This is a genomic window from Paracoccus sp. 08, from assembly GCF_024105395.1.
Classification (GTDB): Bacteria; Pseudomonadota; Alphaproteobacteria; order Rhodobacterales; family Rhodobacteraceae; genus Paracoccus; species Paracoccus marcusii.
The window spans coordinates 1-22,145 of sequence record NZ_WEKR01000034.1 but is presented as its reverse complement, the minus strand read 5'-3'; the positions used below and the strand labels follow the sequence as shown (position 1 = coordinate 22,145).

Genomic DNA, 22,145 nt, shown 5'->3' with positions numbered 1-22,145 from the left:
TCGTGAAGCATTGCAGGACAAGGGCATCACGCCATGCATTCCTGGCCGGAAATCCCGAGGCAAGCCCGTCACATACGATAAACGCCGCTACCAGCGGCGCAATCGTATCGAGATCATGTCCGGCAGGCTCAAGGACGGGCGCCGCGTCGCGACCCGCTACGACAGGTGCCCGAAGGGCTTTCTGTCCGCCATCGCTCTCGCCGCAACTGTCATCTCCTGGCTTTGAAAATTAACGAGACTGGAGCCTAGAACGTGATCTCGAGTATTGTAACGAAATACAAAATGTCTGAAAGACCCGATACACTTATCCATGACTGATGATAGCAGATTGACTGATTGTTGCGAATGTGACGCTACTGCCTGTGATTTCATTGGTATGCGGACACTATGGTAAAAACTGCCCTGATTGGAGCCACGGGATTTGTCGGAAGCAATCTTCGGATGACGCAAGATTTCGAGGAGCTTTATTCTTCAGGAAATATCGCCAACTCGGCGGGACAGTCCTTCGATACGGTGATCTGCACGGCCGCGCCGGGCTCAATGATTGAGGCCAACAGAGCGCCGGAACGCGACACGGCGCATATCGATGCAATCATTGGGCACCTGTCACGCTTGAAGGCTCGCCGGGTGGTGCTGATCTCAAGTATTGCAGTGTTGGCGGGCTTTGGCAGCGGGCAGGACGAAGACACCTGTGCTTTCGAGGAAGATCTTGCTTATGGCCGCAACCGCCGCAAGTTGGAGGAATTCTGCGCAGACGCATTCGACCGCTCCCTGATCGTAAGGCTTCCGGCACTGTTTGGACAGGGACTGCGAAAGAACATGCTGTTCGATCTGATGAACCCGGTGCCCTCGATGCTAGCCCCCGAGCGCCGCGATGCTCTGGCTCAGGCTGTGGAGCCTTCGGTGGCAGAGCGGCTGATGTCCTTTTACGGTTTCGATCCAGCAACCGCGATGTGGCATCTCGATAGGGCAACGCTTGATGCCGCACCCGACCGGCAGTCACTTGACGCCGCAGTTGAGGCGGCTGGCTTCGAGGCGCTGCGCTTTACCAATCCGGCCTCGCGGTTCCAGTTTTTCGACCTTTCGCTGTTGTCGGGGGCCATCGGCATAGCCACTGACGCGGGCCTGTCTGTCCTGCACATGGCACCGCAGCCGGTGGGTGCGCAAGAAGTTGTGACCGCCTTGCGCGCGAGCCCGATGCCACAAAGCTCTGCTCGCATCCATATAGAAGACATGCAAACGAAACATGCTGCATTATTCGGTCGAAATGACAAATACATAGCAGATGCCGGACAGGTGCTGGAACGTTTGCATAGCTTTGTCGCAAGCCAAGGCTAGGCCATTGCGGGGGTTTTCAGTCTCAAACATTGCTTGGCCTTTTGCGGAGCGCCTGCAAGCCTATCAACTCCTTATAGAGCACAATGTAGCCGGGCTAGAGATCGCGCCCGGAATGCTATTTGCGGATGCTGAAGATGCATTCAATCCACCGGCGGCATTGATTCGCCAGCGTCTTGCAGAGATAGCCGATGTTGGGCTGACGCCAGTCTCGATGCAGTCGCTACTTTTTGGGGTAAAAGATGTAGCGCTGTTCGGGAATATGGACCAGCGCAGGGCCTATATAGCGGCTTTTGGCAGAGCGATCCGTTTGGCCGCTGCGCTTAATATTCCGCATCTGGTGCTTGGCTCCCCGCGCGAGCGGGCGATCCCAGACGGCATGCCCGACACCGAAGCCGAGCAAATCGCGGTCGATATGCTCACACGAATATCAGAGCTTGCGCAAGTTGAGGGCTGTCGCATCGGGCTTGAGCCAAACCCCGCAATCTATGGCACCAATTTTGCCACCCATACCGATCACGCGGCTTGGCTTGTGCGCAAGATCGCCCATCCGGGCCTATGTCTGACGTTGGACATTGGCAATCTGCAGATAAATGGCGAAATGCATGATCTTGAGCAGATCGTCGCCAGCAATGCGGATGTCATCGGTCACGTGCATCTATCCGAGCCTGAACTTGTACTGACACCTGGGAGTGCAAAAATGGCCGCCCAGGTGATAAAGGCATTGCAGGATGTCGATTACCCGAACTGGCTATCGCTCGAGATGAGGGCTTCAGGCGCAGCATCGTGTGATGCCCTACTACTCGCGCTGGCGCGCCTCGACAGCGCCCGCACACTGCAGTGAAAGGCTAGACCATGCTTCGCGATGACATCCTGATTTCAGCCTGCGTCTACAATATTTCCCCTGACGCGCAGGGTGCTGGAACGCTGGAGCGCTTGGCGCAGAACCTTGGTGGCACGTTCCGCTATTGGGAGATCCTGCTGGCCATACCGGCGGACGCAGGCGAGGTATGGATCCAAGCTTTTCACGGGGTGCCAAATTTACGGCTGCTGCGCCTGCGCCAGGGACTTGGCTCGTATCGGCAACGCACCGTCTTGGCAACGGAGGCCATCGGCGACGTGGTTCTGATCGCCTCGGCCGATGAACTGGATGTCCTAGATATTTGTGGCATGATTCTTGACGGCCATCGTATGAACAGTATCGTGATCGGGGATCGCGGCAAAAGCACGCTGCTGGATGCGGTGTTTGGCGTCGCGGGCAACAGCAGCGGCTTTCACGTCAATGCGCGGTTCATGCAGACCATCGCATTGCCACGCGGCCTGCTGACGCGTATACTGAACCATCCCGAACAGCAGCTGGCACTGCGCTTTCCGCCCCGAGACCACTCGATCCCAATTGAGCTTTATCGCAGCCAAGCGAACTCCTCACCGCGGGGACACCGCCATAAGCTGAACAGTCGGTTGCAGTTGGCTCAGCGGCTGATCGTCAGCTCCTCTCCGAACGTGCTCCTCGCGCTTAGCATTGCTTCGGCGTTCACTGCGTTAGGGGGGCTAATCTTCCTAATTTATGTCGTTTTGGTCTGGATCTTTCACACCCCGATTCAACCTGGCTGGGTGACGACCTCGGCTGCTCTCGCGGGTTCGGCCACCTTCATGGGCCTCGTTGGCCTTGGGTTGAGCACCGGGATGCAAAAAATTATCAACCTGCTCGGGCATGAGGAACGCGACGACATTCTAGAAGAGATCGGGAATATTAACGTCTATTCCGGGATCAATCAGGATCTGAATGTGCATTACGACCGCGGCGGAGCGGCTAGCATGGGCGCAATCCTCGCGCCAGCGGATCCCAAGGCATGACCCTGATTCACCCAATTACCGTTGCGCGGCATGAGGTCGATGTGCTCATCGTGGGCGGTGGGTTCTTCGGGCTGTGCCTTGCGCTCTTCCTGCGTTCAGTCACGCGCTCGATCCTCGTAGTCGAGGCGCGGTCGGAGCTGATGGAGCGCGCCTCGCGGGTCAATCAGGCTCGAATTCATACCGGTTTTCACTATCCGCGCAGCGCCTTGACAGCCGGGCGTTCGCTAAGCCTGCATCGTCGCTTCGTTAGGGACTTTCCGCAGGCCGTCCATGATCGTTTCGACATGGTCTATGCCATATCGTCGCGCCAATCCAAGGTGACTGCGCGGCGGTTTTACCGGATGTTCGCCGATATGGGAGCGCCCATCGCCGTTGCCGGACCGCCGGTTGCAGCGCTATTCGACCCAGATCGCGTTGCCGGAATCTTTTCCTGTGTGGAACATGCATTCGACTATCGGCAATTGCGGCAGCAACTGGCTACCCGGGCCGATGCCGCGGGGATCGAGATCCGCCTCGGAACCAGCGCGACCCATTTAAGTGAGCTGGAAAGCGCAGCCTGCGTGACCCTTTCGGACGGTAGCGAGGTCGTTGCAAACCATGTGTTCGATGTAACCTATTCGCGCATCAACCACTTGCGCCATGCAGCTGGCCTGCCGCTTCTATCACTTAAGCATGAGGCTGCCGAGGTAGCACTGATCGCTCCCCCGCCCGAGCTTGAAAAGATCGGCGTGACGGTTATGGACGGGCCGTTTTTCTCGGTTATGCCCTATCCCCCTGCCGGCCTGCATTCGTTGACTCATGTCCGTTATACGCCCGGTGCAAGTTGGACCGACGAAGGCACGGGCCTTCACCAGCACGCTTGCCATGACGTCGACGCTCCTGCAGGCCTTAGCAGGGCACGCTTCATGCAGCAGGATGCGGCGCGCTTTATGCCGCTGCTGAGACAGGCCAAATGGCAAGCTTCGATCCACGAAATTAAGACTGTGTTGCAGCGCAGTGAAGGCGACGATGCCCGCCCTATTCTCTATCGTCGCGATCCGGGATCGCATCTAACCTCGATCCTCGGGGCCAAGCTCGACAACATTTATGATCTTTTTGATCAGGTTCGACTGTGTGAACCTCAGTTCGCCGAAGCAACTGATACGCTCATTACCGGACCGACCAATAAGGCTGCAGGTGCATGATGCCGCAGGCCCTACGCTATCTGGTGGTGGTTGTCATGGGGCTGGGCACGGACCTAGGCATTGCCATTCTTTTCGTCAAAGGCGGCGCGCCGATGTTACTTGCCAGCGCGGCCGGCCTAGTCTGCGGCGCTGCCGGAAATTTTGTCATGCACAGGCTTTGGACGTTTCGCACAACGGAACCCTTGCCCCCAATTCCGCAAATTCTGGGCTATGTCGCCTCTATTGCCATCATCTTCCCTGTGCGGCTGGCAGTGCTGCTATCGCTGCAGTCTTTCCCGATATTGATTGACGATACGCTGGCGCTTTTTCTGGCGACTGGGGTTTCCTTCGTTGTAAACTTTTTCGTGCTGAAAAGCCTAGTGTTCCGCAAGAGGGCCAAACCTTGAAGAACTCAAGCGACTATAACTGGCAACTTCCCGCATTTGAGACGCTTGAACTTGCTTCGCGACAGGGAAAATACGCCCTCGTGATCCCCGTGATCAACGAAGGGGAACGCATCCACGCGCAGCTCGCGCGGATCGCCGCGCTGAAAGAACGGCCTGACACGATCGTTGCCGATGGGGGCTCGACCGACGGATCGCTCGACCAGGCCTTTTTGGTCGAACAGGGCGTGCGTACCCGCCTTACCAAAACCGGCCCCGGCAAGCTGAGCGCCCAATTGCGCATGGCCTATGCCTATTGCCTGCGCGAAGGTTACGAAGGCGTGATCACTATCGATGGAAATGGAAAGGATGGCGTTGATGCCATCGCCGCCTTTGTGGCGAGGCTCGATGCTGGGGACGACTATGTTCAAGGCTCGCGCTATGCCCTGGGGGGGCAGGCAGTGAATACACCCCTTGACCGAGCCTTCGCCAATCGGATGATTCACGCCCCACTGCTAAGTTTGGCATCGGGCAAAAAGCTGACCGATACGACGAATGGCTTTCGCGCCTATTCTGCGCGCTTTTTGCTGGATCCCAGGGTTGCGCCCTTCCGGTCAGTTTTCGATCGCTATGAGCTTCTGTTCTATCTGACGGTCCGCGCGGGTCAGCTCAAATACCGGGTTAGTGAGCTTCCGGTTTTGCGCGCCTATCCCGAAGGAGAGAAACCACCCACCAAGATCAACGGCTGGCGCGCGCGCCTTTCCGTTTTGCGGCAGACTGTTGATGCCGCTGCCGGCCGCTTCAATCCCTGACCTCGCAGCAAGCATTCCTACCTTATTTAAGGATATCAGAACATGACCGGCACACGCTACCTTCCACTGGTCCTTGCCGCTCTGGTTTCCGTGCTTATGCTTTCAGTCGTAGCGCAAACGACCGTCGAGCCGTGGAGCGATGAGGCCATGCTGCTGACCAATCTGCTGCTGCCGGATCTGAATATCCTCGCGCCGCTGCCGCATTACGAGCAGGCCGCGCCAGTAGGTTATGTCTGGCTCTCCCGGATGCTGCTCGACTTCTTTGGATCGAACCCGCCTTTCCATGTGCTCCGCTTATTGTCGACGGCTTTCATCGGGCTGGGGATTGCGCTGCTTCTGAGCCTGAGGCCGATCCGGCGCGACGGGCTGGCGGCGACTATACTGGTGGCATTCCTCCTTGGGGAGCCGATGGTTTGGATCTATGCCAGCGAGATCAAGCAATACTCCGCAGAGTTCTTTGGCTCGGCCTTGGTACTTGCTTGCGGGCTACCTCTTTCCTCCCGCAACGACACAGGGGCGCTGGCGCTGTTCCTGGCTGCGGTGGTAATCGCTGGGCTTGTGTCCTTCACCGTCCCAGTGGTTGTAGCGGGAATGCTGGCGGCACTAGTGCTTTATCGTTTGACTGCGAAAGACCCGCAGGTTCGTGCCTTTTCCCCGGCATTTATGTTCACAGGCGCGCTGGCCCTGTTCTATGTCGCTGCTCTGTATCTTCTTCTCAACCGCGGGCTGGTTGCCTGGCAGATCCAAGCCTATGCGCATGTCTATAACCCGGGCACTGACCAAGGGATCGCTACTCTTGCGCTCAAAAGGATCAATGGCGTTCTTCAAGCTGTGGTGAATGCCTTTGGCACTACCTGGCTGTCCGCGACACAGCGCCTGCTGCAACATTTCGGTTTGCCAGTCGGCATATCGTATTATGCGATCCGGCTGATCGCCTTGGCGCTGTTCGCGGCTTTAGCGCGGATCGCATACAAGCGCGCGCCATCTGCTGTTATGCTGACGTCCGGCACGTTCGCGGCGATGGCGGTACTTCAGATATCAGGGTTTCTGAGTCTGTCCTATCCGCGCCATGTGATCTTCCTGATCCCCTTCAGCGCTATGGTAACTGCAATCGCGGTGTCTCACCTGTTGCGGGAACAACTGCCCTCTATTGCCAGAATAACGATTGCGGGCGCTGCAATGACCGCAAGCCTTGCATTTGGCACTGGAACCGCCCTGGGCCGGCAGACTCAAGAGGTTGGCAGGCTACTTGCCCATATCCGCGATACTGCGCCTGACGTCCCGGTTTGGATCCACAGTACCGGCCAGCCAGTTTTCGACCTGCTTGCGCCCCAACCGATGCGTGTCCTGGGCAGGATCGACACGACAAGCGGAGTTGTCCCATGGCAGGTTCGCGGTGGGACGCTGCTTTTTCAGGATAGCGCCCTGACGGCAGATCCCGATTATCCCGATGCCTTGGCCACCTCCGCAGACGGGCTGCCGGCACTTTGGCTACTCTTCAACAATGACGCGTCTGCACAAGAGCGAATCCCATTTTTGGAGATTGCCGCAAAAGTCGTTGGCCCATGCAAAACCGCGATTGAAATACGATCCGCCGGGCTATATTTTTGCTCGCAGAACTAGCCTGTGGGTTCATCGCGCTTCACATCCGGTACAGGCCGTCACAGTCAAAGCACTGGCGGTTCCTAGCATCGGGCGTGAGCCAGGTCACGACGCGGCGGTAGCTCTCGGTGCGGCCGAACATGATCTCGATGCGATTACTCCGCCCGTAGCGGCGCTCGTCGTGCTTCAAGGCCTACTGGTGAAACTGCCGGCTCGGGGCTCTTGGCCGGCGACCGCCGGCAGTGGTCTACTCACTGACAGTAGGAGCAACGCAACCCGATCAGTAGGAACAGATCAGAACTTAAAAAGCGACACATCCTGCCCAAAGATGGGAGGCACCTCATACCGCTGCAGTAAATGCTTGGCATAAACAGTTTTCTCATACTTGCGCATAATGCATAGCACATGGCTTGAAATGATAGATAAGACTCGCAACTAAGAACAGGATGTCCTGACGCCTTTGCCCATCGTCCTTGACGTTCATTGAGTTTGCTATCGCCTGTTACCGCCATGACTTGTGCTGGAGGAACCAACGCTGACGTTGCTCATAGTAACCCTCAACTTTATCAGCTTATGCCTTGAATGCGCAGCAGACGCGTTCATTGTCATGCCGCATGGTAGGCAGGGTTACGCACGATGTCATGGCTATTATTTTGGTTAGGCCAGTGTTTGATTTTCGATTCAGGCCCGTCGTGCCTTGCGGGCACGCTGCCAGGGGGCGCCGTGCTCCAGCCACAGGGCCGACACCCACCACAGCGCCACGCAGGCCCATAGATCGACCGCAAGACGCCGCCACGTGGGCTGGTCCGCGGGGGTCATCTGGAACGCGTCGCCCAGCACCGACAGCAGCACGCAGGCCACGAAGGCGAACAGTCCGCCCTTGCCGATCTGCTGCAATGCGACGCCGGGGCGGGTGGCCGCCAGCCATTCCATCGGCCGTGCCAAGGGGACCGAGACCAGCCACGCGGCGGCGACGATCGCCAGATAGCGGGTGCCGTCCAGGCTCCATTTGTCGATGGTGCCATAGACCTGCATCAGCGCCTGGCGAAACGCCAGCGCGGGCTCTCCGATCCGGGCGCCGATGACGATGGCGCTGCCGAAGGCGAACATGCCGATCGCCAGCACCGTCAGCACGTGCCGCCACGGCCACAGCACCGCCATGATCGTCTGGCGATAGAGGCCGATCGCCGTGCCGGTATAGAACAGCATCTGCCAGCCGAACGGGTTGAACAGGAAGCCGTTCTCGGTCCGGTGGTTCGGGATCATCGCGTTCAGTTCGGGCGCGTGCCACCACAGCAGGACCGACCCCAACGCCACGATCAGCGGCCAGCGCAGCATCAGCGGCACCACGACCACCGAAAGGGTGATCAGGATTACGTAGACGGCCAGCACATCGATGATGTTGGGCTGGACCCAGAAGGTGGCGACCGTGCCGACGAAGCCCAACGGGTTCTCCAGGATCCAGATCGCGTACTGATTCCAGATCGCCGTGTGTGGACGATCCAGCGCCAATAGGGCCGCCGACAGCAGCGCCATCAGCACCGCGCCGATCAGCATGGCGCGCCAGACCTCGAACGCGCGGCGGGCGAACCGGCGCTGGGCCATGCGGCGTCCCTCGCGACTTTCGACGCTGCGCCAGACGAGGCCCACCAGGAAGCCGGACAGCAGCACGAACATCTCGGACGCATCGAAGATCGAGAAGTTCGGCAGCGTCGTCCCCCGCAGGACCGAGATCGGCATGTGGTTGATCATGATGCTGACCAGCGCGTAGCCGCGCAGCATATCCAGCGCAATCAGACGGTTCATGCGGGCAACCGGCTCCACCGGGTCAGGAGGGCCGGATCTAGCAGCATGGCGTCCGTTTCGGTGCGATCCATGTCGTCAAGGGCGGCGACCTGTCCGCTGGCATGCTCGATCTTGGCGCCGGCGGTGATCCGGGCCAGGCGGACCGCGCGGGGCAGGTCGTCGGGCAGGGGGGCCAGCATCGCGACATGGCGCGCCAGCAGGTCCGCGTCGGACCCAAGCCGCAGCAGGCTGTCACGCCCGGTCATGGCCTGGGGCAGGGACCGGCTGATGGCCGCGGCCTCTGTCAGGATGGCGGGGGGATCGCGTTCCTCGGGGGTGACCAGAAGGCCGCGCAGACGTGCCCAACGGCCGAAGACCGGGCTGGCCGACAGGCGCGAGGTCAGAGGCGACAGGATCAGCCCCGCCAGGATCGGCGACAGCCAGATCAACTGGGCAGGAGAGAAAGTCGCCAGCACGATCAGCGTGCCTAGGCCCAGGACGACATGCGCCCAATGGTGGCGCAGCACCACGCCCCAGGACGGCATCGACCCGGCGCGCGTCTGCGCGTTCCAGCCGCTGTCGCGGCCCGACAGGATCTCGAAGATCTGGCGGGTCTGGACCAGCATCTGCACGGGCGCGATCAGCGCGGACAGGACCGTCTCGAAGATGGCGCTGGCAAAGATGCGTACGCGGCCGCCGGAATTGCGCGCCAGGGGACGCGCCCAGGCCCTGAAGGTCGCGATGAACTTGGGCAGAAGCAGCAGGCCCATGGCGATGGCGAACAGCCACAGCATCCGGCGGCTGTCGAAGACCGGCCATTCGGGGAACAGCTGATAGGCGTTGGGGAAATATTCCGGCGTCGACAGCAGTACGGTGGCCGACAGGACCAGACCCACCAGGATCAGGGCCAGCCACAGCGGGCTCATCAGAAAGCCCATGATGCCGATGATCATGTGCGCCCGGCTGACACCGCGCAGGCCCTTGACCCCCAGCAGGCGGGAATGCTGCAGGTTGCCCTGCGCCCAACGGCGTTCGCGCACGGCCATGTCCAGCAGCGTGGGCGGGCATCCCTCATAGCTGCCGCGCAGGTCGTGATCCAGGCGCACGGCCCATCCGGCCCGGCACAGGGCGGCGGCTTCGACGAAATCGTGGCTGAGGATGGTGCCACCGAAGGGCGGATTGCCGGGCAGGCGGGGCAGGCCGCAGGCCTGAGCAAAGGCGCTGACGCGGATGATCGCGTTGTGACCCCAGTAGTTTCCGGTATCGCCCGACCACGCGGCCACGCCGCGCGCGATCATCGGGCCATAGACGCGACCCGCGAACTGGGTCAGGCGGGCAAAGATCGTCTCTCCGCCGACCAGCATTGGCATGGTCTGGATCAGGCCCGCCTGGGGGTCCGCCGACATGCGCGCCGACAATGCGCGGATGGTGGCGCCCGACATCACGCTGTCGGCGTCCAGCACGACCATCTGGTCATAGCGTCCGCCCCATTGGCGCACGAATTCCGCCAGGTTGCCCGACTTGCGATCGTCGTTGGACAGGCGGCGGCGATACCACAGGGGCAGCGGCGACAGGGCGCGGGCGCGGTCGATCACCAGCGTCTCGTTGACGGCGATGGCGGGGTCGCGGGTGTCCGACAGCACGAAGATCTCGGTCCGGTCGGCCATGCCCTCGGCCTCCAGCTCTCGGGCGAGGGCGACCAGAAGGCCCGTGCTGGTCGCGACATCCTCGTGATAGATCGGCATGACGACGACGACGCGGGCATCGTTCGGCCCATCCGGCGTGGTCAGGCGGGGGGCTAGGAACCCGGCCAGCGTCCCGCAGAAGGAAAAGCCCACCCAGGCAAAGGTCGGCACGAACAGCACCAGCAGCGCGATCTGCATCGGCGTGGGATCGGCGCCGAAGGCCGCCAGCATCTGCGAAAAGCCCACGACGGCCAAGACCGCGGTGCCGCCAAAGGCGATCAGCCGCGCCAGGCAGACGCGAAGGCTGTTCATGCGCCGCGCGGGCCCCGCCTGCGGGTGGCGCGCGAAATCCTGCACGGGCATCGTCAGCGGCGCCAGAGGCGGCACAACGGGTGCCACGGCCGGCGCGTCGGAACGACCGGCCGTCGTCATGTCATGATCCATGGTCATGCCGTCCAGCGCGTCAGCCAGGTCTCGCTGAGGGCGAGGCCGTCGGGATCGGTCAGCAGCGCGCTGAGTTCGGATAGCTGCGTCCGCCCCGGTTCGAATTCGAATGCCAGGCGCAGCACGCCCTGTTCCGGCAGCGGTTTCAGATAGGCATGCGCGATCCGGCCCTCGGACGCACTGACCTGATAGTTGGGCAGCGTCTCGCGGAACATGCCAAGATCGAAATCGATGATATAGCTGCGCGTCGTCTCGACATTGATCGACCGGCCGGACCGCACCTGCCGGACCTTGGCCAAGGGCAGGTTGCTGGGCGGCAGACCCGCAAAGCTGAGGCGATAGCGGAACTCGGTCCGCTCTCCGCCGGGGATCGTGTCGGAGGGCAGCCAGTAGCTGACGATGTTGTCGTTGAACTCGTTCTCGACCGGGATCTCTATCAGGCGCACCTCGCCCGCGCCCCAATCGCCCTCGGGCTCGATCCAGGCTGAGGGACGCAGATGGTACATCGCCTCGGCATCCTGATAGGTCTCGAAGTCGCGGGGCCGCTGGACCAGGCCAAAGCCGCGCGGATCGGTGTCGACGAAACTGCTGATCTGCAGGTTGCGCGGCGACATCAGCCCGCGCCACAGCGACTGGCCCGCACCGGTCTGCATCTGCAGCCCGTCGCTGTCGTGGCAGGCGGGGCGATAGTCGTCGACAACCCGGCGGCTGGCCGGGCTGAACCAGAACATCGACGTCAGCGGCGCCAGGCCCGTCTCGCGCAGATCGACGCGCGGGAACAGCGCGACGCGGGTCCGCACCATGGTCACCGCGCCGGGCGTCACGTCGAACTGGAACGCTGCCGCGACCGACTTGCTGTCCAGGATCGCATAAATGCGGACGCTTTCGGCGCCGGGCTTGGGCTCGACGATCCAGAAATCGGTGAACAGCGGAAATTCCTCGCCGTCGGGGCTGCCGGTCTTGATGGCCAGGCCACGCGCCGACAGGCCGTACAGCGTGCCGCGCGCCACCGCGCGGAAATAGCTGGCGCCCTGAAAGACGATGAACTCGTCCATGACGCCGGGGCGGTTCAGCGGCGTGCGCATCCGGAACCCGGACCAGCCCATGTTGCCGATCGTGTTCAGGTCCGGACCGTCGGGGAAATAGCGTTCGTCGAATTCCAGCAGCGCCGGGTCGAACGGGATCGGCCGGGTGACGCCGTCGCGGACCAGGTTGATCTGCACCGGTTCATAAAAGATCGAACCGGGCGACAGCAGGTCCACCCGGAAGGTCGCGTTGCCCGCCAGCGGGTCCTGGTCGCGGCGGAAACGGATGCCGCGATACTGGTCATAGTCCAGGTTGGCAAAGCTGCCGACCAGTTCCGCGACCGGCTGGACGTAAAGGCGCGCGGACCGTTCCTGCGCCAGCGTCGCGACCTGTTCAAAGTCGAAGGGCTGCGGGGCAGGGGGCCCGAAGGCTGCGGGGTCCACGCCTTCGGCAGGCGCCTGGGCCTGTGCCGGGACCGCCATCAGCGATCCACCGGCAGCCAGGGCGGTGGCAGCATTGAGAAATTGACGACGTTTCATATCCGGGGATGTCTCGACAAGGATAAGCGAATATACGCGGCACGCCGCAGTGCAGCAAGCGTGCCGGGCGGTTTGCTCGCTTATCGGCCGATATGGGCCCGCCGGGCAAGCAGGAATCGGCCTTGTCGGTTCATTGTCGTGCCAGCCAGGCCGTCACGGGGCCGCGCACGCTGGTCAGGCCCTCGGCCTCGGCCTCCTCGATGACGCGGGCCAGCTCGACGATGCTGATGCGCCGGATGAGGTGCTTGACCGGTCCGATCGACGCCGGCCGCATCGACAGGCGGTGGATGCCCAGGGCCGCAAAGACCAGCGCCTCGACCGGCCGCCCGGCATCCTCGCCGCAAAAGGACAGCGGCACGCGGGCATCGGCGCAGCGCGCGATGATCTGGCGCAGCATCGACAGGAACGACACGTTCAGCGTGTCATAGCGGCGGCGGACCCGCTCGTTCTCGCGGTCGGCGGCAAAGAAGAACTGCTTCAGGTCGTTGCCGCCGATCGAGATGAAGTCGCACATCTCGAAGAACCGCTTGGGTGCGAAGGCCAGCGACGGCGTCTCCAGCATGGCGCCGACGCGGATGTCGCTGGGCATGGAATGCCCCAGGCGCTGTTCGCGCGCCATCTCCTGCATCAGGATGCGGTGCGCGGCTTCGTATTCGGTGATGTCCGCGATGAAGGGGAACATGACGTGCAGGGGCCGGCCCACGCTGGCGCGGATCAGGGCCTGCAGCTGCATCCGCAGCACGCCGCGCTTGTCCAGGCCCACGCGGATCGCGCGCCACCCCATCGCGGGGTTCGGTTCGTCCTGCGGCTTCATGTAGGGCAGAACCTTGTCCGACCCGATGTCCAGCGTGCGGAACATCACCGGCTTGCCCTGCGCGTTGTCCATGACGCGCGCATACAGACCGGCCAGCTCGGCGCGCCGGGGGACGTGGCTGCGGACCAGGAACTGCAGTTCGGTCCGGAACAGGCCCACCCCCTCGGCGCCCGACCCCTCCAGCGAGGGAAGGTCGGCCATCAGGCCCGCGTTCATGTACATCTGGATGGTGGTGCCACAGGTGCCCGTGGCGGGCTGGTCGCGCAGGTCGGCATAGCGGTCCTGCGCCTCGGCCTGCATGGCGATCTTGTCCAGGAACGCCTTGTGGACGGTCTCCTCGGGGCGCAGGTGGACGACGCCCTGATCGCCGTCGACCAGGATCGGGTCGCCGTTCAGCGCCTCGGTGGTGATGCGGGTGGCGTGGATGACCAGCGGAATGGCCAGCGCGCGGGCGACGATGGCCGCGTGGCTGCCGACCGATCCCTCCTCCAGCACGACGCCCTTCAGCCGACGCCCGTATTCCAGCAGCTCGGCCGGGCCGATGTTTCGGGCGACCAGGATCGGGCGTTCGGGCATCTCGGCGCCGGTGTCGTGTCCCTGTCCGGTCAGGATGCGCAGCAGGCGGTTGGACAGGTCGTCCAGATCGTGCAGGCGATCGCGCAGATAGGGGTCGGCGGCCATCTCCAGCCGGGCGCGGGCGCCGGACTGCTCCTTCTCCACCGCGGCCTCGGCCGAGAGGCCAAGGCGGATGTCCTCCTCCATGCGCTTCAGCCAGCTGCGCGAATGGGCGAACATCCGATAGGTCTCCAGGACCGCGGCATGATCGCCGTCGCCCATGTCGACCGCGCCCAGCATCCTGTCGACCGTCTCGCGCAGGGTCTCCACGCCCTCGTGCAGGCGGGCCAGTTCCTTGTCGGGGTCGTCGCCGACCGGGTTGGCGATGACCACGCGCGCCTCGTGCAGCCAGACGCGCCCTTCGGCCACGCCCTCCTGCCCGGTGGCGCCGCGCACCAGAAGCGGAAAGCGGTGCGCCAGCGGCAGGCTGTCGGACTGGCTGCCCTGGAACGCGCCCAGTTCGGTCATCTCGGCCAGGACCATGGCCACGACCTCCAGGCCATAGACCTCGTCCTCGGAGAACTGCCGGGCGGTCGCGCATTGGACGACCAGAACGCCAAGCCGCTCCCCGACCCGCTGGATCGGCACGCCGAGGAAGGCGGGGAAGACCTCCTCCCCGGTCTCGGGCATGAAGCGGAAGCCGGGCTGGGCGGGGGCGTTCGCGGTGTTCACGTTGCGCCCGGTTCGGGCGACGCGGCCGACCAGCCCCTCGCCCAGGCGCAGCCGGGTCTGGTGGACGGCCTCGGGGCGCAGCCCTTCGGTCGCGCACAGTTCCAGCGTGTCGGCATCGCGGAACAGATAGATCGAGCAGACCTCGGTGCCCATCGAATCGGCGATGTGGTGGGTGATCTGGTCAAGCCGATCCTGCCCACCGCCCGCCGCGGCCAAGATTTCCTTGAGCCGCTTCAGCAGCTTGCGAGAGTCGCTGTCGGTGCGATCCTGCATCGCCTGCCCCGCCTTCTGCCGTTACGCGTGTCCCCGACCGGGGAACCAACCAGAGGGCGTTATGCCTTCTCCAGTTCGAAGGCATCATGCAGCGCCTGCACGGCCAGTTCCATGTATTTCCGATCGATCAGCACCGAAATCTTGATCTCGGAGGTGGAGATGACCTTGATGTTGACGTTTTCATCGGCCAGCGCCTTGAACATGCGGGCGGCGACCCCCGCATGGCTGCGCATGCCGATGCCCACGACGGACACCTTGGCGACCTCGGTATCGACGACCAGTTCGTCATAGGCGATGTGGCCGGCCTGGCGGGCCTCCTCCATCGCACGCTTGGCGCGCTCGACCTGGTTGATCGGCACGGAAAAGGTCATGTCGGTCACCGAACCCGGGTGATCGTCATAGTCCTTTTCCGAGATGTTCTGAACGATCATGTCGACGTTCACGCCCGCATCGGCAAGCGGCGCGAAGATCGCGGCCGAGATGCCGGGACGGTCCTCGACCGTGACCAGGGTGATCTTGGCCTCGTCGCGCGACGAGGCGACACCGTTGACGACTTTCGATTCCATGATTTCATCCTCATCGCAGATCAGCGTGCCGGAATTTTCGTCGGTATCCTCGAACGAGGACAGCACCCGCAGGCGCACCTTGTATCGCATCGCAAGCTCGACCGACCGCGTCTGCAGCACCTTGGCGCCGAGGGATGCCAGCTCCAGCATCTCCTCGAAGGCGATGCGGGGCAGCTTGCGCGCGCGCGAGGTGATGCGGGGATCGGTGGTATAGACCCCGTCCACGTCGGTATAGATGTCGCAGCGTTCCGCATCGAAGGCGGCGGCGAACGCCACCGCGGTCGTATCCGATCCGCCGCGGCCAAGCGTGGTGATGCGGCCTTCGGGAGACAGGCCCTGAAAGCCCGCGACCACGGCGACCTTGAAGCCTTCGGCGAACTTCTGGTCCAGGTTCTTGCGCGGGATGTCCACGAAACGCGCGGCCGAATAGGCGGCGGTCGTGTTGATCGGCACCTGCCAGCCCTGCCAGCTGCGTGCGGGCACGCCCATCTCCTGCAGGGTCAGGGACATCAGGCCCGCGGTCACGTTCTCTCCGGAACTGACCACCGCGTCGTATTCGCGCGCGTCGAACAGCGGAGAGGTCTGTTCGACCCATCCGACCAGTTCGTTCGTCTTGCCGGACATGGCGCTGACGATGACGATCACGTCATAGCCCCGCTCGACCTCGCGCTGCACCTTGCGGGCGGCGTTCTTGATCCGGTCCAGATCGGCCACCGAGGTGCCGCCGAATTTCATTACCAGAAGCGGCATCAAGGGCCTCCAGCCAAAGGATGTGCGTCGGCGGGGCTTTTAGGGGCGGTGCGCGCGAACCGCAAGGGGCGGCGCTAGTTCGTCTTGGGACGCGGGACGAAGGGCAGGGGGGCCACGGGAACGCCGTCCTCGATCAGCCTGCGCGCATCCTCGGGGCGGGCCTCGCCATGGATGGCGCGGGCGGGCCGCGTGCCTTCGTGCATCGCGCGGGCCTCCTCGGCGAAGGACAGGCCGACATAGTCGGAGCTGGTCTCGATCTTGCGGCGCAGCGCCTGCAGGGCGGCCTCGGCCGGGTTGCGGGGGGCGGTCAGGGTCTTGTCACTGACCGCCGGGGCCATCAGCGCCCGGTCGACCTTGGTCGCGCAGCAGACCGCGCAGCCGACCTGACCCGCATCGCGCATCGCCTCGAACCCGTCCGAGGACCGGAACCAGCCGTCGAAATCATGCCCCTGGTCGCAGCGCAAGGCATAGCGGATCATTGCAACAACTCCTGTCAGATGATCCCTATATCGGGTCCGCCGGGGGCGCGTGCAAGATCGTCCAGCCGCGCGATCAGCGCCGCAGGATCGCCCGCCCGGTCCACCAGCACGGCCCGCGCCGCGAGGCCCATCGCACGGGCCTCGTCGGGCGTGTCGGTCAGCCGCGACAGGGTCGCCGCCAGATCGCCCGCGGGTCGCGCCGCGCCGTGCCCGTCCAGGGCATCGAAGGCCTCGACGAAGTTGCCGACATGGGGCCCGTGGATCAGCGCGCAGCCATGGGCCGCGGGCTCCCACGGGGTGTGGCCGCCATGGTCCTGCAGGCTGCCGCCGATGATGCAGATCCCGGCGCGCGCGTACCAGCGCGCCATCTCTCCCAGGGTGTCGGCCAACAGCACGCCGCCCGGCGGCGCATCGTCCGCGCCCACGCTGCGGCGCGCGAAGGACAGGCCGCGCGTCGCGATCAGTGCCGCGATGGCATCGCCCCGGTCGGGATGGCGCGGCGCCAGGATCAGGCGCAGGTCGGGCCGGGCATCACGCAGCGCGGCAAAGGTGTCCAGCACCGGCCCGTCCTCGCCCTCATGCGTCGATGCCGCCAGGATCACCCGGTCGCGGGCCGCACTGTCCGGGGGCACGGGCTGCGCCGCCGGGGCCAGCAGCTTGAGGTCCAGCCGCGGCAGCAGCGCGCGGTGCGGCAGGCCCAGGTTCAAAAGGCGCGCCTCGCTGCCCTGATCCTGCGCCGACAGGGCCGCGACGCGTCCCAGCATCGGCCCGATGATGCGCGGAAACCGCGCCCAAGTGCCCGCCGACCGTTCCGACATGCGCGCCCCAATCATCGCCTGGCGGATGCCGCGTTCGGCCAGCAGGCGCGACCGCAGCGGCCAGAACTCTCCCTCGACGGTGATCGCCAGCGTGGGGCGCGCGGCATCCAGGAACCGGGCCAGCGCGCCGGGCAGATCCAGAGGCGCCAGCCGCGCGGCCAGGCCCCAGTCCTGCGCCAGTGCGCGGCCCGTCTCGCTGTTGGTGGTGACCGTCAGGGGGTGGCGGGCGGCCAATGCCTCGATCACCACGCGGGCCGAGGTCAGCTCTCCGACGGATGCGGCATGCAGCCAGATCGCGGTGGGGCCGGGCGCGCCCGTGCAGACCAGACGCTCGCGCAGCGCCTGCGATCCGCCCAAACGCGCGCGCAGGCACAGCGCGGCCTCGGCGATGCGGGTCGTGGCGTCATAGATCATGCAGGAAGGTCCCCTCGGTCAGGATGAGGTGGAGGCGGGTACCGGAATCGAACCGGTCTTCACGGATTTGCAATCCGGTGCGTAACCTCTCCGCCAACCCGCCGCCGTCGAGAGTGGCCGTGTCCTAGCGGATTGCCGCGACCCTTGCAAGACGCGAAGCGCGGGGCCGATGTCCTGCGTTGCCCAACTGCGGGAAACATGGCAATAGTCGGCCAAACAGGTCCAGCAGAGGTTCCCCGACATGAGCGATTTCGCCGCGCGCCGCACGACGATGGTGGATACGCAGGTGCGCACCAGTGACGTCACCAAGTTCCCGGTGATCGACGCGATGCTGACCATTCCGCGCGAGGAGTTCGTTCCCGCCAGCCGCCGCTCTGTCGCCTATTCCGGCGAGAACCTGGACATCGGCCACGGCCGCGTCCTTCTGGAGCCGCGGACCCTGGCCAAGATGGTCGATGCGCTGGACATCCAGCCCGACGAGCTGGTCCTGGACCTGGCCTGCGGCTATGGCTACTCCGCCGCCGTCATGGCCCGCATGGCCGAGGCCGTCGTCGCGATCGAGGACGATGCGGAACTGGCCTCCGAGGCCGAACAGCGCCTGTCGGAGGCGGGCATCGACAACGTCGCCGTCCTGCACGCCCCGCTGACCGAAGGCGCGCCCAAGCAGGGGCCCTATGACGTGATCCTGATCGAGGGCGCGGTCCAGGACATCCCCGCCGCCATCGTCGAGCAGCTGCGCGAGGGCGGCCGCGTCGCCGCCCTGTTCGTCGAGGGCGCGCTGGGCGTCGCCCGGATCGGCACCCGGCAGAACGGCCAGCTCAGCTGGCGCTATTCGTTCAACGCCAAGGCGCCTATGCTGTCCGGGTTCGGCCTGCAACGCGGGTTCGCACTGTGACCCCGGTTGCGCGGTTTGCAGGGGGTGCGCTGCTGGCCTTGGCCGCGGCACTGCCCGCCCGCGCCGAATCGCTGGCCGACACCATGGTGGCGGCCTATCGCCATTCGGCGCTGATCGAACAGAACCGCGCCGTCTTGCGCGCCGCCGACGAGGATGTCGCGGCCTCCGTCGCGGCCCTGCGCCCGGTCGTCGAATGGGTCGCGCGCCAATCCGCCTCGCGGACCGAGGGGGGCACGACCGTGCGCTCGACCTCGCTGTCCCTTGGCGCGCAGCTGACGCTTTATGATTTCGGACGCTCGCAGCTGGCCATCGACGGGGCCAAGGAGCAGGTCCTGGCCACGCGACAGGCGCTGGTGGGGGTCGAACAGGACATCCTGCTGGCCGCGACCGTCGCCTATTTCGACGTGCGCGAGGCCATCCAGCAGGTCGGGCTGCAGGAAAACTCGGTCGACGTCCTGTCCAGCGAACGCCAGGCCGCGCAGGACCGATTCGACGTGGGCGAGATCACCGTGACCGACGTGGCGCTGGCCGATGCGCAGCTGGCGGCGACCCGCGCCGCGCTGGCTGCCGCCAACGGCCAGCTGGAGATCGCGCGCGAGGCCTATCTGGCCGTGACCGGCCGCCAGCCGGGTCGCCTGGACGCGCCGCCGCCGCTGCCCAACCTGCCCGCCACCCTGGACGAGGCACGCCAAATCGCGCAGCGCACCCACCCCGCCATCGGCCAGTCGCAACGCCAGGCCGCCGCGGCCGAGATCGGCGTGGCCGCCGCCGCCGCCGAACGCAACCCCACCCTGTCGGGCACGGCCAGCGTCGGCGTGACCCGCGCGCCCGAAGCCAGCCTGGGCGGCCGCTATGGCAGCCGCAATTCGTCGTCTGTGGGGCTGGAACTGAGCCAGACCCTCTATTCGGGCGGGCGCCTGTCGGCCGCGCATCGCCGCGCGATGGCACAGCGCGACCAGGCGCGTTCGGCGCTGCTGAACACTGCGCGCCAGATCAGCCAGCAGGTCGGAGAGACCTGGGCGAACATCGCCGTCGCCCGCGCGCAGATCACCGCGATCAACCAGCAGATCTCGGCCGCGCAGCAGGCCTATGACGGCGTCCGCGAGGAGGCGCTGCTGGGTGCGCGGACCACACTGGACGTGCTGGACGCCGAACAATCGCTGCTGGAGGCGCGGGCCGACCGGATTTCCGCGGAATCGAATCTGCAGTTAGCTCATTATCAACTTCTGGCTGCTATGGGTCTGTTGACGGTAGAAAACCTGCAACTGGGGATACCCACCTATGACCCATCGCAATATTACAACGCTGTGCGGGACGCGCCCGCAACCAGCAAGCAGGGCGAAAGCCTGGACCGCGTGCTGCGCGCCATCGGCCGGAACTGATCCGGCCCCGGCGGTGCGCCATGACTGAGGCGCGCCGCATGACCCCCGTCGAGGATTCGGCGACCGACACCCCCGCACCGCGGCGCAGCACTGCCAAGGCCGCTGCGGCGCCCAAGGCACCGCGCCGCCGCAGCGCCAAGGCTGACGCGGCCGCCTCCGCCACCAAGCCGGCCCGTGCCAAGGCCCCCCGCGCCAAGGCCGACCCGGAGGCCAAACCCGCTCGCGCGCGCACCCGCAAGGTCGCGCCGGCGCAGCCCGCTCAGGTCGTCACCCTGCCGGTCCTGACCCAGGATCAGCCGATCGGTCAGGCCGCCCAAGAAATCGCCCGCATCCGTGCCGAAATGCAAAGCATCCGGCACATGATCGACGGCCAGCCCGTTATTCACAGCGACGCGCGCACGATGTTGCACCGCCTGTCTCAGGATCGGACCCCGCGGGGCATGCTGGCGGGCAGCACGGCCTCGGTCATCCAGCTGACCCCGCATCTGCGCAGGGTGGTCGCGGATCTGCCTGACGACGGCGTCCCGCCGTCACGGCCCCGGCGCGCGACAGGCAAGGCCCGCGGCAGGACGGCAGCGGCGTTGGCCCTGCCCGACGCAATCGTCGAGGCGCCCATCGCCGATGCCCTGACCGAGGAGGTCGTGGTGCCTGCCGTGGCACCGGCGGTCATCCCGGCCGCAGCGGCGCCCCGGTCCCGTATCGCACGGTTGCTCTCTGCGTGGGGCGACTGGCTGCTGTGGCGCCTGCTGCCGCCGGCGATGCCCGCCCAGGCATCCGCACAGGATGCGGCTGTTGGTCCTGCGCAGGTCCGCGGATCAGCGGCCGCCGATGTCGTCCCTGCGCCGCACGCCCATGCGCCCGCGGGCGACGGTCCCGACCGTCCGCAGGCGGACGATGGCGCCGCGCTGCCGCATCTGCCGGTCGCACAGATCGTCGCCCAGACCGTTGCGCAGATGATGGACGACAAGACCATGCGCGCCCACCTGCAAGAGATGATCCGCGAGGAGTTGGAGGGAGAGATGGGCGCCCGCTTTTCGGGCAACCTGCGTGCCGTGGTGCGACGCGAGATCGCGACGGCGCTGGATGAACGCCTGACGCATCTCTGATCCCCGTCCGGGGATCAGTTCAGGTACCGCTCGGGGTCGACGCTTTCGAACCCCCGGCGGATCTCGAAATGGACGAAGCCCGCGTCGCCCGCCTGGCCCAGGGATTGTCCCGCGCTGACGCTGTCGCCCTTGGCGACGGCGACATCGCCCAGGTTGGTATAGACGCTCATCAGATCGCCCTCGTGGCGGACCACGATGATCGGCGTGCCCGCGCTGTCGCGGGTGATCGCGGCCACTTGGCCGCTGCCTGCCGCGGTGACCGCTGTGCCGCCCGAGGCCGCGATGTCGATCCCGTCGTTCTGGCCCTTTTCATAGACCCGGATGATTGACCCCTGGACCGGCATGCGGAACTGGCCGCCGCCCGATGCCGCGGTCCGCGTGGATCCCAGGTCGGTCTGGGGCGTGTCGGGGGCGGGGGCTCCCGCGGGTGGGGTCTCCTCGGCAGGCAGGGGACGCGTGGCCGATGGCGGGGTCGGGGTCGGGCTCCCCGCGCCGGGGGCCGTCGTGGCCAGCCTGTCGGGTTTCTGGCCGGGCTGCGGCACCAGAAGACGCTGGCCGGTCCGCAGGCTCATGTCGTCCGGCAGGCCGTTCCAGCTGGCCAGATCCTGGACGCTGACGTCATAGCGGCGCGCGATGGCCCAGGCCGTCTCTCCGGCGGCGACGACATGCTCGCCCGGATTTGCAGCGGCGGCAGGGGCCGGGGCGGCGCGCCGCGGCGTGGGGCTGGCCG

19 protein-coding genes, 1 tRNA gene and 1 pseudogene are annotated in these 22,145 nt (G+C 65.0%); 11 read left to right on the top strand and 10 right to left on the bottom strand.

What is annotated here, in order from left to right:
* The 8 genes from GBO37_RS12370 to GBO37_RS12335 all read left to right on the top strand — a co-directional run.
* The coding region (locus tag GBO37_RS12370) for a transposase (protein WP_252926829.1) at positions 1-226 on the top strand (226 nt) is incomplete at its 5' end.
* A gap of 215 nt (positions 227-441) precedes the next feature.
* Positions 442-1,338 (top strand): hypothetical protein, encoded by an 897-nt coding sequence (locus GBO37_RS12365; RefSeq protein WP_252929255.1) that lies wholly within the window; start codon positions 442-444, stop codon positions 1,336-1,338.
* A 4-nt stretch (positions 1,339-1,342) separates the two neighbouring features.
* Entirely contained in the window at positions 1,343-2,179 is an 837-nt protein-coding gene (locus GBO37_RS12360; protein ID WP_252929253.1) for a sugar phosphate isomerase/epimerase, read from the top strand.
* An 11-nt stretch (positions 2,180-2,190) separates the two neighbouring features.
* Positions 2,191-3,192, top strand: coding sequence for a hypothetical protein (locus tag GBO37_RS12355; RefSeq protein WP_252929251.1), 1,002 nt, complete (start codon positions 2,191-2,193; stop codon positions 3,190-3,192).
* Positions 3,189-4,376 (top strand): FAD-dependent oxidoreductase, encoded by a 1,188-nt coding sequence (locus tag GBO37_RS12350; RefSeq protein ID WP_252929249.1) that lies wholly within the window; start codon positions 3,189-3,191, stop codon positions 4,374-4,376. Before GBO37_RS12355 ends, GBO37_RS12350 begins: the two co-directional genes overlap by 4 nt.
* Complete coding sequence (locus tag GBO37_RS12345) at positions 4,373-4,762, top strand: GtrA family protein (RefSeq protein ID WP_252929248.1); 390 nt, start codon at positions 4,373-4,375, stop codon at positions 4,760-4,762. Before GBO37_RS12350 ends, GBO37_RS12345 begins: the two co-directional genes overlap by 4 nt.
* The gene (locus GBO37_RS12340) at positions 4,759-5,550 is read left to right on the top strand and encodes a glycosyltransferase family 2 protein (RefSeq protein WP_252929246.1); all 792 of its coding nucleotides are present in this window, start codon (positions 4,759-4,761) and stop codon (positions 5,548-5,550) included. The genes GBO37_RS12345 and GBO37_RS12340 overlap by 4 nt, the downstream gene beginning before the upstream one ends.
* A 42-nt stretch (positions 5,551-5,592) precedes the next feature.
* On the top strand, positions 5,593-7,173 hold the full coding sequence (locus tag GBO37_RS12335) for a hypothetical protein (protein WP_252929245.1): 1,581 nt from the start codon (positions 5,593-5,595) through the stop codon (positions 7,171-7,173).
* A gap of 82 nt (positions 7,174-7,255) precedes the next feature.
* Here the strand turns inward: GBO37_RS12335 and GBO37_RS12330 are convergent.
* The 9 genes and pseudogenes from GBO37_RS12330 to GBO37_RS12290 form a co-directional block, all read right to left on the bottom strand.
* A pseudogene (locus GBO37_RS12330) lies at positions 7,256-7,342 on the bottom strand (IS5/IS1182 family transposase); the annotation flags it as partial.
* A gap of 491 nt (positions 7,343-7,833) precedes the next feature.
* Positions 7,834-8,958 carry an OpgC domain-containing protein gene (opgC, locus tag GBO37_RS12325; protein ID WP_252929243.1) on the bottom strand — a complete coding sequence of 375 codons (1,125 nt, stop codon included), beginning with the start codon at positions 8,956-8,958 and terminating at the stop codon, positions 7,834-7,836.
* Positions 8,955-11,072: a glucans biosynthesis glucosyltransferase MdoH gene (mdoH, locus tag GBO37_RS12320; protein ID WP_252929241.1), complete on the bottom strand. Its 2,118-nt coding sequence runs from the start codon at positions 11,070-11,072 to the stop codon at positions 8,955-8,957. The genes opgC and mdoH overlap by 4 nt, the downstream gene beginning before the upstream one ends.
* Positions 11,069-12,574: a glucan biosynthesis protein gene (locus GBO37_RS12315; RefSeq protein ID WP_239441280.1), complete on the bottom strand. Its 1,506-nt coding sequence runs from the start codon at positions 12,572-12,574 to the stop codon at positions 11,069-11,071. Before GBO37_RS12315 ends, mdoH begins: the two co-directional genes overlap by 4 nt.
* 187 nt (positions 12,575-12,761) lie before the next feature.
* A complete protein-coding gene (gene ptsP / locus GBO37_RS12310; RefSeq protein WP_148910539.1) occupies positions 12,762-15,005 on the bottom strand; it encodes a phosphoenolpyruvate--protein phosphotransferase in 2,244 nt (747 codons plus the stop codon).
* Between the two features lie 59 nt (positions 15,006-15,064).
* The gene (locus tag GBO37_RS12305) at positions 15,065-16,321 is read right to left on the bottom strand and encodes an aspartate kinase (protein ID WP_045981474.1); all 1,257 of its coding nucleotides are present in this window, start codon (positions 16,319-16,321) and stop codon (positions 15,065-15,067) included.
* Between the two features lie 74 nt (positions 16,322-16,395).
* Positions 16,396-16,800 carry a DUF1178 family protein gene (locus tag GBO37_RS12300; RefSeq protein WP_252929239.1) on the bottom strand — a complete coding sequence of 135 codons (405 nt, stop codon included), beginning with the start codon at positions 16,798-16,800 and terminating at the stop codon, positions 16,396-16,398.
* A gap of 14 nt (positions 16,801-16,814) precedes the next feature.
* Positions 16,815-18,032 carry a 3-deoxy-D-manno-octulosonic acid transferase gene (locus tag GBO37_RS12295; protein ID WP_252929237.1) on the bottom strand — a complete coding sequence of 406 codons (1,218 nt, stop codon included), beginning with the start codon at positions 18,030-18,032 and terminating at the stop codon, positions 16,815-16,817.
* 29 nt (positions 18,033-18,061) lie between these two features.
* Positions 18,062-18,135: transfer RNA gene (locus GBO37_RS12290), tRNA-Cys, on the bottom strand.
* Between the two features lie 138 nt (positions 18,136-18,273).
* Between GBO37_RS12290 and GBO37_RS12285 the strand changes: the two genes are divergently transcribed.
* Genes GBO37_RS12285 through GBO37_RS12275 form a run of 3 tightly spaced genes read left to right on the top strand, consistent with a single transcriptional unit; the run spans position 18,274 to position 21,415 of the window.
* On the top strand, positions 18,274-18,927 hold the full coding sequence (locus tag GBO37_RS12285) for a protein-L-isoaspartate O-methyltransferase (protein WP_252929235.1): 654 nt from the start codon (positions 18,274-18,276) through the stop codon (positions 18,925-18,927).
* The gene (locus GBO37_RS12280; RefSeq protein WP_252929234.1) at positions 18,924-20,309 is read left to right on the top strand and encodes a TolC family outer membrane protein; all 1,386 of its coding nucleotides are present in this window, start codon (positions 18,924-18,926) and stop codon (positions 20,307-20,309) included. Before GBO37_RS12285 ends, GBO37_RS12280 begins: the two co-directional genes overlap by 4 nt.
* 20 nt (positions 20,310-20,329) lie before the next feature.
* The gene (locus GBO37_RS12275; protein WP_252929232.1) at positions 20,330-21,415 is read left to right on the top strand and encodes a hypothetical protein; all 1,086 of its coding nucleotides are present in this window, start codon (positions 20,330-20,332) and stop codon (positions 21,413-21,415) included.
* 14 nt (positions 21,416-21,429) lie between these two features.
* Here GBO37_RS12275 and GBO37_RS12270 read toward each other — a convergent pair.
* A partial coding sequence (locus tag GBO37_RS12270) for a M23 family metallopeptidase (RefSeq protein ID WP_252929230.1) occupies positions 21,430-22,145 on the bottom strand: 716 nt, incomplete at its 5' end.

What these genes read in the sequence shown, in the direction of transcription:
- GBO37_RS12305 (WP_045981474.1), bottom strand. Translation starts at nt 16,321, where the DNA reads ATGCCGCTTCTGGTAATGAAATTCGGCGGCACCTCGGTGGCCGATCTG.
- GBO37_RS12295 (WP_252929237.1), bottom strand. Translation starts at nt 18,032, where the DNA reads ATGATCTATGACGCCACGACCCGCATCGCCGAGGCCGCGCTGTGCCTG.
- opgC (WP_252929243.1), bottom strand. Translation starts at nt 8,958, where the DNA reads ATGAACCGTCTGATTGCGCTGGATATGCTGCGCGGCTACGCGCTGGTC.
- GBO37_RS12350 (WP_252929249.1), top strand. Translation starts at nt 3,189, where the DNA reads ATGACCCTGATTCACCCAATTACCGTTGCGCGGCATGAGGTCGATGTG.
- GBO37_RS12275 (WP_252929232.1), top strand. Translation starts at nt 20,330, where the DNA reads ATGACTGAGGCGCGCCGCATGACCCCCGTCGAGGATTCGGCGACCGAC.
- GBO37_RS12285 (WP_252929235.1), top strand. Translation starts at nt 18,274, where the DNA reads ATGAGCGATTTCGCCGCGCGCCGCACGACGATGGTGGATACGCAGGTG.
- GBO37_RS12335 (WP_252929245.1), top strand. Translation starts at nt 5,593, where the DNA reads ATGACCGGCACACGCTACCTTCCACTGGTCCTTGCCGCTCTGGTTTCC.
- GBO37_RS12345 (WP_252929248.1), top strand. Translation starts at nt 4,373, where the DNA reads ATGATGCCGCAGGCCCTACGCTATCTGGTGGTGGTTGTCATGGGGCTG.
- GBO37_RS12355 (WP_252929251.1), top strand. Translation starts at nt 2,191, where the DNA reads ATGCTTCGCGATGACATCCTGATTTCAGCCTGCGTCTACAATATTTCC.
- ptsP (WP_148910539.1), bottom strand. Translation starts at nt 15,005, where the DNA reads ATGCAGGATCGCACCGACAGCGACTCTCGCAAGCTGCTGAAGCGGCTC.
- mdoH (WP_252929241.1), bottom strand. Translation starts at nt 11,072, where the DNA reads ATGACCATGGATCATGACATGACGACGGCCGGTCGTTCCGACGCGCCG.
- GBO37_RS12300 (WP_252929239.1), bottom strand. Translation starts at nt 16,800, where the DNA reads ATGATCCGCTATGCCTTGCGCTGCGACCAGGGGCATGATTTCGACGGC.
- GBO37_RS12315 (WP_239441280.1), bottom strand. Translation starts at nt 12,574, where the DNA reads ATGGCGGTCCCGGCACAGGCCCAGGCGCCTGCCGAAGGCGTGGACCCC.
- GBO37_RS12365 (WP_252929255.1), top strand. Translation starts at nt 442, where the DNA reads ATGACGCAAGATTTCGAGGAGCTTTATTCTTCAGGAAATATCGCCAAC.